This is a genomic window from Patulibacter defluvii, assembly GCF_034096925.1.
GTDB classification, from domain to species: Bacteria; Actinomycetota; Thermoleophilia; order Solirubrobacterales; family Solirubrobacteraceae; genus Patulibacter; species Patulibacter defluvii.
The window spans coordinates 1-17,035 of the sequence record NZ_JAWZSQ010000015.1; the positions used below are offsets into that span (position 1 = coordinate 1).

The window sequence follows — 17,035 nt, forward strand, 5'->3', positions numbered from 1 at the left end:
GCCGCCGCGGAGCCGCGCCCGCGACCGGTCGCACCGCCGCCCGCCAGGCGCTCACCGGCACCGTCCGCGCCGGCGCTCCGCCGTCGACGCCCAGCGCCCGCAGCGTCCGCGGTCCGCGACGGGCGCCGAGCACCTCGACCGCGACCGCCCGGGCCGATCGCGGCCGGCCGTGGGCCAGGACCACCAGCGCCCGCAGCGCCCGCTCCTCGGCCGGCGGCAGCGGCGGCCGCGGACGGATCCGCAGGTGGGCGGCGGCGACCCGCGGCGGCGGCGCGAAGGCGCTCGGGGCGACCGGCCGCAGCAGCCGCAGCTCGTGGCGGGCGGCCCACCAGGCGCTCTCGGCACCGGCGGCGGCGGTCGCGCGGCGGGCGAAGCCGTGCTCGACCAGCAGGTCGGCACCGGGGTGCGGCGGCCCCGATCCGCCGAGCAGCCGCCGCAGCAGCAGGGTCGACAGCGCGAACGGCGGGTTCGCCACCACCCGCGCGCGGGCCGGCAGCCGGGCGCGGCGCAGGTCGGCCTCGACCACGCGGACCCGCGGCTGGTCGGCGAACCGGCGGCGGAGCACGGCGGCGAAGCGCGGATCGCGCTCGATCGCCAGCACCGACGCACCGCGGGCGGCCAGCGCCGCGGTGATCGTGCCGGGACCGGCGCCGAGGTCGACGACCAGCGATCCCGGCGCCGTGCCGGCGACCAGCTGGCGAAGGACGGTGGGGGAGTGCAGGAGATGAACCCCGGAGGGGTTCGGAGCGAGGCGCGACGGCCTCGGACGGCGGCGGGACACGGTGGCCTCCTTGCCGGGACGGGGACGTCCACGGCGGGCGGAGGCCGGCCGCGGACGAGCGTCGTGCCCGGGCGTCAGCGCCCGGGAGGACCGGCGAGGAGGAGCGGGGCGCCGTCCGCGGGGGCGGGCGGCAGCGGCTGCGGTCGTTCGCCGGCGGTCAGACGCCGCGCAGGCGGCTGAACGCGATCGTGCGGCTGGCGATGGCCAACATCGGCTCCCACGATAGCGGCGCCCGTCGCCGTCGGTGCCGTAGCCTGCCCGGCGTGTCCGACTCCGCCCCCGCCGGCCGCGACCGCGACGCCCGCCCCTGGGCCGGGCGGCGGCTGCACGTGCTGGGGATCGCCGGCGCCGGGATGAGCGCGCTGGCCGTGCTGGCGAAGGGCCTGGGGGCCGAGGTGACCGGCTCCGACCGCAGCGAGAGCCGCTACCTGGCCGGCGTCCGCGAGGCCGGGATCGCGGTCGCGATCGGTCACGACGCGGCCAACGTCCCCGCCGGCGAGGTCGAGGTGGTCCGCTCGACCGCGATCCCCGACGACAACCCGGAGCGGGTCGAGGCCCGCCGCCGCGGCCTGCCCGACCTCTCGCGCCACGCGCTGCTGCGCGACGTCTGCGCCGCCCACCGGGTGATCGCCGTCGCCGGCGCCCACGGCAAGACGACGACCTCGGCGATGGTCGTCCACGCGCTCCAGGGCGCCGGCCACGATCCCTCGTACCTGGTCGGCGGGATCCTCCGCTCGACCGGCCGCAACGTCCACGTCGGCGCCGATCCGTGGCTGGTGGTCGAGGCCGACGAGTCCGACCGCAGCTTCCTGGAGACCCACCCCGAGATCGCCGTCGTCACCAGCGTCGAGCTCGACCACCACGGCACCTACGGCTCGCGGGCCGAGCTGGACGAGGCGTTCCGGGCCTTCCTCGGCCAGGCCGGCGAGCGGATCGTCTGGGACCGCCGGGAGCTGGACCGGGTGCTGCCGCCGGCGACCGACTCCGGCCGCACCCGCCGCTACGACGTCGCCGAGCTGCACGCCGCCGACGGCACCAGCCGCTTCCAGTGGGACGGCCGCGAGGTCGCCCTCCGCCAGCCGGGGATCCACAACGCCTGGAACGCGACCGCGGCCCTGACCGCCGCCGCGCTCGCCGGCGCCGACCCGGCCCGTGCGGCGGCGGCGATGGTCGACTTCCCCGGCACCGGCCGCCGCTTCGAGCAGGTCGGCGTCGGGCCCCACGGGGTGGCGGTGATCGACGACTACGCCCACCACCCGACCGAGGTGGCGCGGACGATCGAGGCCGCCCGCAGCCTGGCGCCGCGGCGGGTGGTGGCCGTCTTCCAGCCGCACCTGTACTCGCGGACCCAGTTCCTGGCCGCCGAGTTCGGGGCCGCGCTGGCGCTGGCCGACCTGGCCTGCGTGCTGGACGTCTACCCGGCCCGCGAGCGGGCCCGGGACTTCCCCGGCGTCGACGGCCGCACGATCGTCCGCGCCACGATCGACGCCGGCGACGGCCGCACCGTCGCCTGGCTGCCGACGATCGAGGACGCGATCGCCCGGCTGCCGGCGCTGCTGCGGGCCGGCGATCTCTGCCTCTGCATGGGGGCGGGGGACGTCGACGCGGTCGCCCGCGGCCTGGTCGCCTGAGCAGCGGCCGCTCGCCCGCTCGTCGATCGCGGAAGGGGCCAGGGCCTCGGCGGCGAACGGGGACGCGATGCCGCTCGACTCCCTCACCGCGCGCCTCCAGGAGGCCGGCAGCGCCCTGCCGCTGCCGCGCCTGCCCCGGATCGGCGGCGGCGCGCGGCGGCTGAGCGCTCCCGGACCGTCGCGGCGGATGGCCTGGACGGTCGCGCTGGCGGCGCTCGGCCTGGTGGCGGCGATCTACCTGCTGCTGCGGCTGACCGGCCTCAGCGCGGTCCAGAACGTGACCGTCGTCGGGGTCCAGGGCCCGAACGCGCCCGAGCTGCGGCGCGCGATCGAGCGCGCGGCGAGCGGACAGAGCACCCTCGGCTTCGACGAGGCCAGCGTCCGCCGCGCGGTCGCCGGCGACGCCAGCATCACCGGCGTCGAGGTCGAGACCCGCTTCCCCCACGGAGTCCAGGTCCAGGTCCACCAGCGGCTCGCCGTCGGCGCGATCGCCCAGGGCAGCGGCCGGGTGGCGGTCTCCGCCGACGGGCGGCTGCTCCCCGACTGGCCGGCCGGGCAGCTGCCGGTGATCCAGGGCGGCCGCGCGAACGGCGAGCGGCTGCTGTCCAGCCAGCGCGAGGCGGTCGCGATCCTCGGCGTCGCCCCGGCGCCGATCCTGGCCCGCGTGGCCCGGGTCGAGCACCTGACGACCGTCCGCCTGGTCGACGGCCCGGCGCTGCTCTTCCGCGACGACCACCGCCTGCGGGCGAAGTGGGCGGCGGCGGCCGCCGTGCTCGCCGACCCGTCGTCGGCCGGGGCGACGTGGATCGACCTCCGCGTGCCGGAGCAGCCGGTCGCCGGCCGCGGGCCGGTGCCGACGCTGCCGAAGGCGAACACGAAGGCCCCCGACCTGCGCCAGGGCGCCGGCGACGACGCGCTCCGCGAGCTGGAGCAGCCGGCCGCGGGCGGGGTGGTCGCCTCGCGCGGGGCCGCCGACCAGACCGCCTCCGGCGCCGGGACGGGGGCCGGGACGACGGCCGGCGGGGGCGCCGCGAGCGGGGCCACCGGCGCCACCGGCACCGGCACCGCCGAGACCCCCACCAGCGGCGGCGCGACCGCCGCGACCGGCCCGGACGCGACGGCGACCGGCGGCGGGGCGACCGCCCGCGGCACCACCTCGACCTCGACCGGAGCCACCGGAACGGGGACCGGGGGAGCCGTCGGGGGTGGGGCGACTCCCGGCACCACCACGCCGCAGGGAACCCAGGCCCAACCCTGAACTAGAGCGTTAGGGCATGGTGGTTGAGGCTGCCGTCGACGTCGAGACGTGACGCTGCAAGCCCCGTTGCGTGCCTACACTTGGGATTGACAGTTCGCTCCGAACGTCCCTAGCTTGGGCGTTCCCGGGCGTTTGCGTGCCGGACGGAATCCCACCCGCATCACCTTCAAGCGCACCCCGAGGACCGAAAGACTCACACTCATGGATGCCACTGGCAGCTATCTCGCCGTCATCAAGGTCGTCGGTGTCGGCGGCGGCGGAACCAACGCCGTCAACCGGATGATCGATGCCGGTCTCCGCGGCGTGGAGTTCGTCGCCTGCAACACCGACGCCCAGGCGCTGCAGATGTGCGACGCCGACATCAAGATCAACATCGGGTCCGAGGTGACCCGCGGTCTCGGTGCGGGCGCGAACCCCGAGGTGGGTCACGCCGCCGCGTCCGAGTCGCGTGACGAGATCCGCGAGGCGCTGAAGGGCGCCGACATGGTCTTCGTCACCGCCGGCGAGGGCGGCGGCACCGGCACCGGCGCCGCCCCCGTGATCGCCGAGATCGCCAAGGGCGAGATCGGCGCGCTGACCGTCGGCGTCGTCACGCGGCCGTTCTCGTTCGAGGGCAGCCAGCGGATGCGCCAGGCGCAGGAGGGCATCAACCGCCTGCGCGAGGTCGTCGACACGATGGTCGTGATCCCGAACGACCGCCTGCTCGGCCTGGTCGAGAAGCGGACCTCGATCCTCGAGGCCTTCCGCTCGGCGGACAACATCCTCCGCCAGGGCGTCCAGGGCATCACCGACCTGATCACGATCCCGGGCCTGATCAACCTCGACTTCGCCGACGTCCGGACCGTCATGCACGACGCCGGCACCGCCCTGATGGGGATCGGCCAGTCCGGCGGCGAGACCCGCGCCGGCGACGCGGCCAAGGCGGCGATCGCCAGCCCGCTGCTTGAGGACAACGTCGAGGGCGCGACCGGGATCCTGCTCAACATCACCGGCGGCCGCGAGCTGGGCCTGTTCGAGGTCAACGAGGCCGCCGAGATCGTCCAGCAGGCCGCCGACGGCGACGCCAACATCATCTTCGGCGCCGTGATCGACGAGGACATGGGCGACGAGGTCCGCGTGACCGTGATCGCCACCGGCTTCGACAAGGGCCGCGGCCGCAGCGCCGCCCCGTCGCAGTCGGCCTCGCGGCCGCAGCGCGGCAGCGAGCGTCCCCGCCGCGCCGCCGAGCGCGACCGGGTGCCGCGGGCCGAGCGCCAGCGCTCGTCGCTGGAGATCGGCGACGACGAGATCGACATCCCCGCCTTCCTCCGCTAGGCCACGGGCGGGGACCCCCGACCTAAGGACCGATTCGTCGGTCCCGGGTCGGCGGGCGGGCTAGGGTCGGCTCCAGGAGGAGGAGACCCGTGGAGCTGTCCCATGTCCGCGGCGGCGAGCAGCCGCCGCTCCCGCAGGAGACGATCGGTCGCGAGCTGGCGCGCGCGGCCACCGAGCAGGCCGACCGCGAGGCGCTGGTGGCCTGCGAGCAGGACCTGCGCCTGACCTACGGCGAGCTGCTGGCCGCCGTCGACGAGGTCGCCCGCGGGCTGCTGGCCCGCGGCGTCGGGCGCGGCGACCGGGTCGGGATCTGGTCGCCGAACCGCGCCGAGTGGACGCTGGTCCAGTACGCGACCGCCCGGATCGGCGCGATCCTGGTGACGATCAACCCGGCCTACCGCTCGTCGGAGCTGCGCTACGCGCTCGACCAGTCCGGCTGCCGGATGCTGATCGCCGCCCGCAGCTTCAAGAGCTCGGACTACGTGGCGATCCTCTCCGAGGTCCACGACCAGCTGCCCGAGCTGACCGACGTGGTCTGGTTCGACGACCCCAGCTGGTCGGCGCTGATCGAGGACGGACGCAGCCAGGATCCGGCGGCGGTCGAGCGCGCCGGCGAGCCGCTCGGCCCCGACGACCCGATCAACATCCAGTACACGAGCGGCACCACCGGCTTCCCGAAGGGGGCCACGCTCACCCACCGCAACATCCTCGGCAACGGCTTCCTGGTCGGCAATGGCTGCCGCTACGGGCCCGACGACCGGATCTGCGTGCCGGTGCCCTTCTACCACTGCTTCGGGATGGTGATGGGCACCCTCGCGGCGCTCGCCCACCGAGCCTGCGTGGTGATCCCGGCCCAGGCGTTCGAGCCGGCGGCGACCTTGCGGGCGGTCGCGGCCGAGCGCTGCACGTCGCTCTACGGGGTGCCGACGATGTTCATCGCGATGCTCGCCGACCCCGGCTTCGACGACCACGACCTGTCGACGCTGCGGACCGGGATCATGGCCGGCTCGCCCTGCCCGGCCGAGGTGATGCGGCAGGTGATCGAGCGGATGCACATGAGCGAGGTGACCATCTGCTACGGCATGACGGAGACCTCGCCGGTGTCGACCCAGACCGCCGCCGACGACCCGCTGGAGCAGCGGGTGGGGACGGTCGGCCGGGTCCACCCGCACGTCGAGGTGAAGGTCGTCGACCCGGGCGGGGAGACCGTCGCCCGCGGCGAGACCGGCGAGCTCTGCACCCGCGGCTACAGCGTCATGCGGGGCTACTGGAACGACCCGGAGCGGACCGCCGAGGCGATCGACGGCGAGGGCTGGATGCACACCGGCGACCTGGCCACGATCGACGACGGCGGCTACCTGCGGATCGTCGGCCGCAGCAAGGACATGATCATCCGCGGCGGCGAGAACGTCTACCCGCGCGAGATCGAGGAGTTCCTCTACACCCATCCCGACGTCGCCGACGTGCAGGTGATCGGGGTCCCGGACGAGCGCTTCGGCGAGGAGATCATGGCCTGGATCGTGCCCCGCGCCGGCGCCACCGTCGACGGCGAGGCGATCCGCGACTTCTGCCGCGGCACGATCGCCCACTACAAGGTGCCGCGCTACGTCCACGTCACCGACGAGTTCCCGATGACGGTCACCGGCAAGGTCCAGAAGTACCTGATGCGGGAGCGGGCGATCGAGCTGCTGGGCCTGGGCGAGGCGGCCCGTCGCTGAGGGCCCGGAGCGCGCCTGGCCCGTTGGTAGGGTGGCGCCCGTGACCAGCGAGACGACCGACCTGCGCCGCACCGCCCTCCACGCCGCCCACGTGGCCGCCGGGGCGCGGCTGGTGCCGTTCGCCGGCTGGGAGATGCCGGTCCAGTACGTCGGCGTCAAGGAGGAGCACCTGGCCGTCCGCGGCGACGCCGGGGTCTTCGACGTCTCGCACATGGGGGAGATCCGCACCTACGGCCCGCAGGCGCTCGAGTTCCTGCAGCGGATCCTCTCCAACGACGTCGCCAAGATCGAGGTCCACGGCTCGCAGTACGCGCTGCTGCTGCGCGAGGACGGCGGCGTGATCGACGACCTCTTCACCTACCGGCTGGCCGACCAGACCTACCTGACGGTCACCAACGCGGCCAACCACGGCAAGGACCTGGCGTGGTTCCGGCAGCAGGCGGAGGGCTTCGACGTCACCGTCGAGGACGCCGCTGACGACTACGCGATGCTCGCCGTCCAGGGCCCGCGGGCGCGGGCGATCGTCGAGTCGGTCGCCCACCACCCTCTTCCCGGCAAGTTCCAGATCGCCCGCGTCCACGTCGGCGACGGCGAGCGCGCGGACGCGGTCGACGCGCTGGTCGCCGGCACCGGCTACACCGGCGAGGACGGGGTCGAGATCCTGCTGCCGCCCGCCGCCGCGCCCGCCGTCTGGGACGCGCTGCTGGCCGCCGGGGCCGTCCCGGCCGGGCTCGGCGCCCGCGACACGCTGCGGCTCGAGGCCTGCTTCCACCTCTACGGCAACGACCTCACCGAGGACCGCGACCCGATCGGCGCCGGCCTCGGCTGGGCGGTCAAGGAGGACACCGGCCACATCGGCGCCGAGACCACCCGCGCCGTCCGCGCGGCCGGCCCGGCCGAGAAGCTGGTCCCCTTCCGCTTCGTCGACAAGGGGATCCCGCGCCCGGGCAACCCGGTCGTCGGCGGCGGCGTGGTCACCAGCGGCGGCTACTCCCCGTCGCTGGAGACCGGCATCGGCCTGGCCTACGTGCCCGCCGAGCAGGCGACCCCCGGCGTCGCGATCGAGGTCGACGTCCGCGGCAAGGTCCGCCCGGCCGAGATCGCCCAGAAGCCGCTCTACCGCTCGCCGCAGGCGTAGCCCCACCCGCTTCCACCACCGAACCCCGCTCCAGGAGACCCTGAGATGGCCGACGCCTCCTACCCCGAGGACCTGAAGTACCACGCCGAGCACGACTGGGCCCGAATCGACGGCGACACGGCCGTCTTCGGGATCACCTGGTACGCCCAGGACGCCCTCGGCGAGGTCGTCTTCTTCGACCCGCCGGAGGTCGGCGCGACCGTCACCAAGGACGAGTCCTACGCCGAGATCGAGTCGGTGAAGGCGGTCTCCGACGTGGTCGCCCCGCTCTCGGGCGAGATCATCGAGGTCAACGGCGCCCTCGAGGACGGGCCCGAGGCCATCAACGAGGACCCGTACGATGGGGGGTGGCTCGTCAAGGTCCGTCTGACCGACACGAGCGAGGTCGACGCGCTGCTGGACCGCGACGCCTACGTCGCGACCCTCGGCTGACCGAACGCCTGCTGGACCGCCCGGTCCGGCCGGACCGCGGGCGCGGTTCGGACGGCCGGGCTCCCGGGCTTCCGCGGTTTTGGCGCGGTGGCCCCCCGAACCCGAACGCCACACCGGACCGCGACTGACGTGACCCGCTACACCACCGCCACCGACGCCGACCGCGAGGCGATGCTCGCCGCGGTCGGGGTCAGCTCGATCAGCGACCTGCTCGCCGAGCAGATCCCCGCCGCGCTGCTGCGCCAGGAGCCGCTCGACCTGCCCGACGGCCGCTCGGAGCAGGAGGTGTACACCCACCTGCGCGACCTGTCGGCCGCCAACGTCTCGGCCGAGGACGAGGTCACCTTCCTCGGCGCCGGGATGTACGACCACTACGTCCCGTCGATCATCGACATGCTGCTCGGGCGCTCGGAGTTCCTGACGCCCTACACGCCGTACCAGCCCGAGGTCTCGCAGGGCGGGCTGCAGGTGATGTTCGAGTACCAGACCGCGATCAGCGAGCTGACCGCGCTGCCCGTCTCCAACGCGTCGGTCTACGAGGGTCCCTCGGCGGTCGCCGCGGCGGCCTACCTGGGCAAGCTCCACAACGGCCGCACGCGGATCGTCGTCTCGGCCGGGGCCCATCCGCACACGCTGGCCACGCTCGAGACCTACGCCAAGGGCTACGGCAGCGAGCTGGTCGTGGTGCCGCTGCGCGACGGCGCCACCGACGCCGACGCCTGGGCGGCGGCGATCGACGAGGCGACCTCGGTCGCGATCGTCCAGCAGCCGAACTTCCTCGGCGCGGTCGAGGACGTCGCCGCGCTGGCCGCCGCGGCCAAGCAGGCCGGCGGCGAGAAGCTGGTGACGGTCGGGGCCTACGACCCGATCGCGCTCGGCGTGCTGGCGCCGCCCGGCGAGGTCGGGATCGACGTCGCCGTCGGCGAGGGCCAGACGCTCGGCAACCGGCTCGACTTCGGCGGCCCCTCGTTCGGCTTCTTCGCCGCCCGCGAGAGCTTCCTGCGGCGGATGCCGGGCCGGATCGCCGGCGAGACGACCGACGTCGACGGCCGCCGCGGCTTCGTGCTGACGCTCCAGACCCGCGAGCAGCACATCCGCCGCGAGAAGGCGACCTCGAACATCTGCACCTCGCAGGCCCTGAACGCGCTGGCCGGCGTGGTCTACCTCGGCTGGCTCGGCAAGGACGGCCTGCCCGAGCTGGCCGAGCTGCTGGTCCAGCGGACCCACTACGCCCGCACCACGCTGGCGGCGATCGACGGCGTCGAGCTGCTGCACGAGCAGCCGGTCGTGCGCGAGTTCGCGCTGCGGCTGCCGGGGATCGACGTGCCGGCGCTGGTCGACCACGTCCAGGCGCGGGGCTACCACCCGGGCCTGGCGCTCGGCCGGCTGCTCGGCGACGAGCACGCCGACGGGCTGCTGGTGGCGCTGACCGAGCAGCGGACGAAGGAGCAGATCGACCGCCTGGCCGAGCTGCTGAGCGAGGCGATCGCCGCCCAGCGAGCCGCCACCCGGACGGAGGTCCCCGCATGAGCACCGTCGCCGACGAGCGCCTGCTGCCCGCCGCGGGCGGCTCCGATCCCCGTCCACTGGCCGCGCCGACCAGCTCGGTCAACCCGATCCAGCGCGACCACGCGACCACGATCTTCGAGAAGGGCGCGGCCGGCCGGCGGTCGTTCGTGGCTCCGGCCAGCGGCGTCCCCGAGGTCCCGCTCGACGAGATCCTGCCCGCGAAGCTGCGCCGCAGCGCGCCGGCGCGGCTGCCCGAGGTGACGGAGTCGGAGCTGGTCCGGCACTACGTGCGGCTGTCGCGGCGCAACTTCGACCTCGACACCGGCTTCTACCCGCTCGGGTCGTGCACGATGAAGCACAACCCGCGGCTGCACGAGCGGGTCACCGCGCTGCCCGGCCACGCCCGCCTGCACCCGCTGCAGTCGCCGGAGCGGGCCCAGGGCGCGCTGGCGCTGATGCACGGCCTGGAGGGCCAGCTGGCCGAGGTCTCCGGCCTGCCGCACGTCTGCCTCCAGCCCTCGGCCGGGTCGCACGGCGAGCTAGCCGGCGTGCTGCTGGCCCGCGCCTACCACGAGGCCCGCGGCGAGACGCGGACCAAGGTCCTGACGCCCGACACCGCCCACGGGACGAACCCGGCGACGGTGACGATGGCCGGGCTCGAGGTCGTGAAGGTCGCGACCAACCCCGACGGCGGCGTCGACCTCGACGACCTGCGCGCGAAGGCCGACGAGCAGACCGCGCTGATCATGCTCACGAACCCCAACACGCTGGGGATCTTCGACCCGAACATCGAGGAGATCGCGGCGATCGTCCACGGGGTCGGCGGCGTCCTGTACTACGACGGCGCGAACCTGAACGCGATCATGGGCATCACCCGCCCGGGCGACATGGGCTTCGACATCGTGCACTTCAACCTGCACAAGTCGTTCACCCAGCCGCACGGCGGCGGCGGTCCCGGCTCGGGCCCGATCGCCGTCTCCGACCGGATCGCGCCCTACCTGCCGCTGCCGGTGATCCGGCGCGAGCCGCTCGCTCCCGACGCCGACCCCTCCACGGGCTTCGAGGGCCACCGCTACTCGCTGGTCGAGCGGGCCCAGGACCTCCCCGAGGGCGAGCCGGGCTCGCGCTCGATCGGCAAGCTGCGCGGCTTCCAGGGCAACTACGGCTGCTTCGTCCGCAGCTACACGTACATCACCAGCCTCGGCGCCGGCGGCCTCCGCGACGCGTCGGAGATCGCCGTCCTCAACGCCAACTACCTGCTGGCGAAGCTGGAGCAGCTGGGGGTCCGCGAGCAGCTGCCGCTGGCCTTCGGCAAGCGCTGCATGCACGAGTTCGTCCTCTCCGGCGAGCCGATGAAGCGCGAGCTGGGCCTGAAGACGCTCGACCTGGCCAAGCGGCTGCTCGACCACGGCTTCCACCCGCCGACGGTCTACTTCCCGCTGCTGGTCGACGAGGCGCTGCTGGTCGAGCCGGTCGAGACCGAGGCCAAGGAGACGCTCGACGCCTTCGCCGAGGCGATCGCCGAGATCCTCCGCGAGGCCGCCGAGGACCCGACGATCGCCCGCAACGCGCCCTACTCGACGCCGGTCCGCCGGCTCGACGAGGCCGGCGCGGCCAAGCGGCCGGTGATCCGTCAGCCGCTCGACTGAGCGTCCGTCGCGCCGCCTTCCGCGCCCGTCCGGGGCGGGAGGCGGCGCAGGGCGCGCCGGTCTGGCAGGCTCGCCCCATGAGTGCCGAGCGCGGGCTGATCCCGCCGCCGATCGCGACGCCCGAGGTGCGGCAGCTCGCCGGCGCCTGGGCCCGCGACCTCGACACGATCGCGGGCGAGATGCACGCCTACCTGACGGCGCGGATCCCGCAGGCGTCGGCCGATCCGGAGATCTCCGACCTGACCCTCGCCTCGTGCGCGTCGAACGTCGAGGCGATCCTCTCGATGATCCGCCACGGGATCCCGGTCTCCGCCACCGAGGCGCCGATCGCGGCGCTGGAGCACGCCCGGCGGATGGCCGCCCGCGGCCACGGGATCGACGCCACGCTGCGCTTCTACCGCGTCGGCCACGCCTACTTCTGGGAGCGCTGGAGCGCCGAGCTGGTGACGGCGATCGACGACCGCGACCAGCTGGTCGACGCGATGCGCGAGACCGCGGCCTTCGTCTTCCACTACATCGACGTCGTCTCCGGCCAGGTCGGCAACGAGTACCTGGCCGAGCGCGAGCGGCGGCAGCGGCGGGTGGCGGTCGTCCGCGCCGATGTCGTCCGGACGGTGCTGGCGGGGGAGACGGTCGACCGCGCCGCCGCCGAGCAGTCGCTCGGCCACCAGTTCGGCCCCCGGCAGGTGGCCTTCGTCTGCTGGACCGCCGGCGACCCGGCCCAGCTGGAGCGAGCCGCGGCGGCCCTGACCCGCGCCCACGGCGCCGCTCGCTCGCTGCTGGTCCCGGAGGATCCGGAGACGCTGGCCGGCTGGGTCAACGCCGGCGAGCCGCTCGACCGGGCCGCGACCCTGGAGCGGCTGCGCCACGCCGCGCCCGAGGTCGGCGTCGCGCTCGGCGAGCCGGCGGGCGGGATCGACGGCTTCCGGACCAGCCACGACCAGGCCCAGCGGGCGCGGCGGGTGGCCGGCCTGATCGGCGCCCCGACGCCGGCCCTGACCGTCTACGGCGACGTGGCCCTGATCGACCTGCTGTCGCGCGACCTCGACGCCGCGCGGGCGTTCGTCCGCGCCGAGCTGGGCGCGCTGGCCGCCGACGACCCGGCCACCCGCCGCGACCGCCGGACGCTGCTGGCGGTGGTCGCGCCGCACGGGGGACCGGGGGCGGCGGCCCACCAGCTGGCCGTCCACCGCAACACCGTCTTCCAGCGGGTGCGGCGGGCCGAGGGCCTGCGCGGGCGACCGATCCAGGAGCGCCCGACCGAGCTGCTGGCCGCGCTCGTCCTGGCCGACGCGCTCGACCGCGCCGTCCTCGACTGACCCCCGCCCGCCCGCGCCGCCTCCCTCGCCTCGCCCCACCTCCGCTCGCGTGGCGGATCGCCCCCGGACGCCGGGGGTCAACCGCCACGCGAGCGGAGAGGGCGGGCAGCCGGTGTGCAAGCTGCACACCGGTGTGGGCGGGGTGGCGGTGGTCGGCCTCCCCGCGGCGGCGTACGGTTCGACACACCGTCAACCCCCCCCCGGAGGAGTCGATGTCCAGCGTTCCCGCCGACAGCCCCGTCACCGTCCGCCGGATCCCCAATCCGGACGAGCCAGTCCCCGTCGTCGCCACCCCGACGCTGGTGCTGCTGGTCGTCGGGATGGCGGCCTGGATCGGCAGCTCGGCGCTCTACCTGAGCGACGCCCTGGCCTGGTGGGCGGTGATCCCGATCAACGCGATCGCCAGCTACCTGCTGTTCACCGTCGCCCACGACGCCGGCCACCACTCCGCGTCGCGCGTGAAGTGGCTGAACGACCTGATGGGCCGCCTGTCGACCCCCTTCTTCGCCCTCCACGCGGCGTTCCCGGTCTGGCGCTTCATCCACATGCAGCACCACCGGTTCACCAACCACGACGACGGTGCCGACCCCGACCACTACACGATGGAGGGGCCCGCCTGGCAGCGGCCGCTGCGGTGGGTGTCGATCGACTACGCCTACGTCGCCTTCTACCTGCCGAAGCTGCGCACCCGCCGGCCCAAGGAGCAGGTCGAGGCGCTGACCTTCATGGCGCTGGGGATCCTGATCCCGGTCGCCCTGATCGCCACCGGCCACGTCGTCGAGTGGCTGGTCCTGCTGTTCGTCCCCTCGCGGCTCGCGATCGCGTGGCTGGCCTACGCCTTCGACTACCTGCCCCACAACGGGCTCCACCACCGTCCGACCGAGGACCGGCTGAAGACCACCCGCAACCGGATCGGCGGCGAGCGGTGGGTGTCGCCGCTGCTGCTCTACCAGAACTACCACCTGGTCCACCACCTGCACCCGATCGTGCCCTTCTACCGCTATCTCGCCGTCTGGCGCCGCAACGAGCCGGACTACCTGGAGGGCGACCCGGCGCTCTCGACCCTCGGCGGGCGTGAGATCACCGCCGACGAGTACCGGCGGATGCGCGAGCTGGTCGAGGACCACCACTAGCCACCGGGACCGACACCGAGGGCCGGCCGACGGAGGACCGGCCCGAGGCGGCAAGATGGGGGACGGATGGCCGCCGCCCCGCGCAACCTCGTCAACCTCAAGGACGTCGACAAGGGCTACGCCAGCCGCACCGTCCTGAGCGGCGTCACGCTGGGGGTCGACGAGGGCGACCGGATCGGGATCGTCGGCCGCAACGGCGACGGCAAGTCGACGCTGCTGCGGCTGATCGCCGGGCTCGAGACGCCGGACGCCGGCCAGGCGACCCGCGTCGGCGGCCTCCACCTGGCCACGATCGGCCAGCAGGACGAGCTCGACGCGGAGAAGACGATCCGCGACGAGCTGGTCGGCGGCCGCGCCGACCACGAGTGGGCGGCCGACGCCCGCTTCCGCTCGGTCCTCGACGGGCTGCTCGGCGGCGTCGCGGTGACCCGCTTCCCGGACGGGCTCGACACCGTCATCCACCCGCTCTCCGGCGGCGAGCGGCGGCGGATCGCGCTCGCCAAGCTGCTGCTCGACAGCCCTGACCTGCTGCTGCTCGACGAGCCGACCAACCACCTCGACGTCGAGGGGGTCGCCTGGCTGGCCGACCACCTGGCCACCCGCAAGGGCACGATGGTGGTGATCACCCACGACCGCTGGTTCCTGGACGCCGTCTGCACCCGCACCTGGGAGGTCGTCGACGGCACCGTCCACCAGTACGAGGGCGGCTACGCGGCCTACGTGCTGGCGCGGGCGGAGCGCGACCGCCAGGCCGCCGCCCGCGAGGACCGTCGCCAGCAGCTGATGCGCAAGGAGCTGGCCTGGCTGCGGCGCGGCCCGCCGGCCCGGACCTCGAAGCCGAAGTTCCGGATCGAGGCGGCCAACGCCCTGATCGCCGACGAGCCGCCCGCCCGCGACGGGGTCGAGCTGCTGCGCTTCGCCAGCGCCCGGCTCGGCGACAAGGTGCTGGAGGCGGTCGACGTCGGCGTCCGCTTCGGCGAGCGGACGCTGCTGCGCGACGTCACCTGGCGGCTCGGCCCCGGCGACCGGGTGGCGCTGGTCGGCGTCAACGGCGCCGGCAAGACCACGCTGATCAACGTCCTCGGCGGCGCGATCGCCCCGACCAGCGGCAGCGTCGACCGCGGCACCACCGTCCGCCTGGCCCACCTGTCGCAGGACACCGCCGAGATCCCCGGCCACCTGATGGTGCTGGAGTCGCTGGAGGAGATCCGCGGCGCGACCACCACCAGCGACGGCCAGGAGCTGACCGCGGCCCAGCTCTGCGACCGCTTCGGCTTCCGCGGCGCCAAGGCCCGGACGCTGGTCCGCGACCTCTCCGGCGGCGAGCGGCGGCGGCTGCAGCTGATGCGGCTGCTGATGGAGGAGCCGAACGTGCTGCTGCTCGACGAGCCGACCAACGACCTCGACATCGACACCCTGACCGCGCTCGAGGACCTGCTCGACCGCTGGCCGGGCACGCTGGTGGTCGTCAGCCACGACCGCTACTTCGTCGAGCGGGTCTGCGACGACGTCCACGGGCTCGACACGGACGGCCGGATCCGCCACCTGCCGGGCGGGATCGAGCAGTACGTGCGCGAGCGGCGGGCGCTGGCCGAGCAGGCCGCGGCCCCGCGCCGCGGCGAGCGGGCGGCGCCGGAGGCCGGGCTCTCGGGGGCCGAGGTCCACGCCACCCGCAAGCAGGTCCAGCGGCTGGAGCGGACGATGGAGAAGCTCGACGCCCGCGAGGCCGAGCTGCACGAGCTGATGGCCGCCAGCGCCACCGACCACGGCCGGCTGCGCGAGCTGCAGCAGGAGCTGAGCGGGCTCCACGGCGAGCGCGAGCAGGCCGAGGCCGCCTGGCTGGAGGCCTCGGCGCTGCTGGAGGGCTGAGCCCGCGGCCAAGGATCGTGGTGGGCACCACGATGCGCCCGCGGCGGCGGCGCGCGAGGCTGGCGCCACGATGCAGCAACTGGTCCGCGAGCCGACGCCGGCGTCCTGCGAGGGGATCGCCGACCTGACCCACCGCGAGCAGGAGGTCCTGCGGCTGGTCGCCTGCGGCTGCTCGAACGAGGAGATCTGCGAGCGGTTGTGGATCAGCGGCAAGACGCTCGAGCACCACATCCACCGGATCTACCTGAAGCTGGGCCTGGCGCCGTCGCGCAGCATCCACCGGCGGGTCGTGGCCGCCCGCCGCTGGGCGGCCCACGAGGCGATCGCCTGAGATCCCCCCGCCGCGCGACGGCCCCCCGGTCAGGCCTGGAAGGGCGCGGTCTCCAGCCACTCCGCCTTCGCCAGCACCCACCAGTCGACGGCGAGCCCGCGCAGCACGTACTCGTAGGGCAGCCAGCCGTAGCCCTGCATGCCCCAGCCGCTGCCCCAGGAGTTGCGGATCAGGAACGCCCCGGTGGTCGCGCGGCGGGCGGCCGGGTTGACGATCGTGATCCCGTCGTCGTAGCCGACCGCGTCGACCGCGTGGCCGCCGATCACCGACTCGCTGGCGACCGGGAACGGGATCTTGCCGCTGGCGGTGGTGCTGGCGGCCCGCAGCGACGAGTAGCAGCTGAAGCCGAACATCGCGGGCAGTCCGGCGGCGAGGTGGCGCTTGACCGCGGTCACGACGTCGGCCGGCGCGGTCCCGCTCGGATCGAGCCGGTAGTAGGTGAGGGCCTGGAACGCCTGCGCCAACGCGTAGAGGAACGGCGTCGGCTCGTCGTCGAAGCGGGCGACGTCGTAGGGGGCGTACTTCTCGGGCGGGACCCCGAGCAGCGCCAGCGCGCCCATCGTCGAGCGCAGGTAGGCGCCGGTGTCGCCGGTCACGCCCATCAGGTCGCGGGTGGTCTTGTAGACGAACAGCCGCGAGCCGTCGAGGTGGTGGGCGAAGGCCCGGCGCTCGAAGTACTCGACCAGGCCGACCGCGGCGTGGGCGGTGCAGGAGCCGATCGTGCGCTGGTCCTCGATCGGCGAGCACCAGGCCCGCAGGTCGGCGCTGGCCGGCAGCGCGGCCGGGTCGCCGGCGATCGGGGTCCCGGCCAGCAGCGGCGCGACCTCGGCGCTGGCGACGGTGTAGTCGCGGACGTCGGGCAGGTCGCGCAGCCACCCCATCGCCCGCGGCGGCTGCTCGGGGACCGGCGGGTCGATGGCGGCCGAGTCGAGATCGGGCTCGACCGGGGACGG

General features: G+C 74.7%; 14 protein-coding genes. 12 read left to right on the plus strand and 2 right to left on the minus strand.

Going from position 1 to position 17,035, the window contains the following annotated elements; translation table 11 throughout:
- A partial coding sequence (locus SH587_RS15280; RefSeq protein WP_320671496.1) for an rRNA adenine N-6-methyltransferase family protein occupies window positions 1-781 on the minus strand: 781 nt, incomplete at its 3' end.
- Between the two features lie 263 nt (window positions 782-1,044).
- On the opposite strand from SH587_RS15280, the gene murC reads away from it, so the two are divergent.
- The 12 genes from murC to SH587_RS15340 all read left to right on the plus strand — a co-directional run bounded on the left by murC (window position 1,045) and on the right by SH587_RS15340 (window position 16,082).
- The gene (gene murC / locus SH587_RS15285) at window positions 1,045-2,412 is read left to right on the plus strand and encodes a UDP-N-acetylmuramate--L-alanine ligase (protein WP_320671497.1); all 1,368 of its coding nucleotides are present in this window, start codon (window positions 1,045-1,047) and stop codon (window positions 2,410-2,412) included.
- Window positions 2,413-2,479: 67 nt separating this feature from the next.
- On the plus strand, window positions 2,480-3,670 hold the full coding sequence (locus SH587_RS15290) for a cell division protein FtsQ/DivIB (protein WP_320671498.1): 1,191 nt from the start codon (window positions 2,480-2,482) through the stop codon (window positions 3,668-3,670).
- Window positions 3,671-3,871: 201 nt separating this feature from the next.
- A complete protein-coding gene (ftsZ, locus tag SH587_RS15295; RefSeq protein WP_320671499.1) occupies window positions 3,872-4,984 on the plus strand; it encodes a cell division protein FtsZ in 1,113 nt (370 codons plus the stop codon).
- Between the two features lie 89 nt (window positions 4,985-5,073).
- Entirely contained in the window at window positions 5,074-6,702 is a 1,629-nt protein-coding gene (locus SH587_RS15300; protein ID WP_320671500.1) for an AMP-binding protein, read from the plus strand.
- Window positions 6,703-6,742: 40 nt separating this feature from the next.
- The gene (gcvT, locus tag SH587_RS15305; protein ID WP_320671501.1) at window positions 6,743-7,840 is read left to right on the plus strand and encodes a glycine cleavage system aminomethyltransferase GcvT; all 1,098 of its coding nucleotides are present in this window, start codon (window positions 6,743-6,745) and stop codon (window positions 7,838-7,840) included.
- Window positions 7,841-7,885: 45 nt separating this feature from the next.
- Window positions 7,886-8,272 carry a glycine cleavage system protein GcvH gene (gene gcvH / locus SH587_RS15310; RefSeq protein ID WP_320671502.1) on the plus strand — a complete coding sequence of 129 codons (387 nt, stop codon included), beginning with the start codon at window positions 7,886-7,888 and terminating at the stop codon, window positions 8,270-8,272.
- A 129-nt stretch (window positions 8,273-8,401) separates the two neighbouring features.
- Window positions 8,402-9,802: an aminomethyl-transferring glycine dehydrogenase subunit GcvPA gene (gcvPA, locus tag SH587_RS15315; RefSeq protein WP_320671503.1), complete on the plus strand. Its 1,401-nt coding sequence runs from the start codon at window positions 8,402-8,404 to the stop codon at window positions 9,800-9,802.
- Window positions 9,799-11,430: an aminomethyl-transferring glycine dehydrogenase subunit GcvPB gene (gene gcvPB, locus SH587_RS15320; protein WP_320671504.1), complete on the plus strand. Its 1,632-nt coding sequence runs from the start codon at window positions 9,799-9,801 to the stop codon at window positions 11,428-11,430. The genes gcvPA and gcvPB overlap by 4 nt, the downstream gene beginning before the upstream one ends.
- 77 nt (window positions 11,431-11,507) lie before the next feature.
- A complete protein-coding gene (locus SH587_RS15325) occupies window positions 11,508-12,749 on the plus strand; it encodes an RsbRD N-terminal domain-containing protein (RefSeq protein WP_320671505.1) in 1,242 nt (413 codons plus the stop codon).
- A gap of 212 nt (window positions 12,750-12,961) precedes the next feature.
- On the plus strand, window positions 12,962-13,882 hold the full coding sequence (locus tag SH587_RS15330; RefSeq protein ID WP_320671506.1) for a fatty acid desaturase: 921 nt from the start codon (window positions 12,962-12,964) through the stop codon (window positions 13,880-13,882).
- A 66-nt stretch (window positions 13,883-13,948) separates the two neighbouring features.
- Window positions 13,949-15,751, plus strand: coding sequence for an ABC-F family ATP-binding cassette domain-containing protein (locus SH587_RS15335; RefSeq protein ID WP_320671507.1), 1,803 nt, complete (start codon window positions 13,949-13,951; stop codon window positions 15,749-15,751).
- A gap of 70 nt (window positions 15,752-15,821) precedes the next feature.
- Window positions 15,822-16,082: a helix-turn-helix domain-containing protein gene (locus SH587_RS15340; RefSeq protein WP_320671508.1), complete on the plus strand. Its 261-nt coding sequence runs from the start codon at window positions 15,822-15,824 to the stop codon at window positions 16,080-16,082.
- A 29-nt stretch (window positions 16,083-16,111) separates the two neighbouring features.
- On the opposite strand, the gene SH587_RS15345 is transcribed toward SH587_RS15340, so the two are convergent.
- Window positions 16,112-16,963 carry a C1 family peptidase gene (locus SH587_RS15345; protein WP_375341774.1) on the minus strand — a complete coding sequence of 284 codons (852 nt, stop codon included), beginning with the start codon at window positions 16,961-16,963 and terminating at the stop codon, window positions 16,112-16,114.
- Window positions 16,964-17,035: the final 72 nt, after the last annotated feature.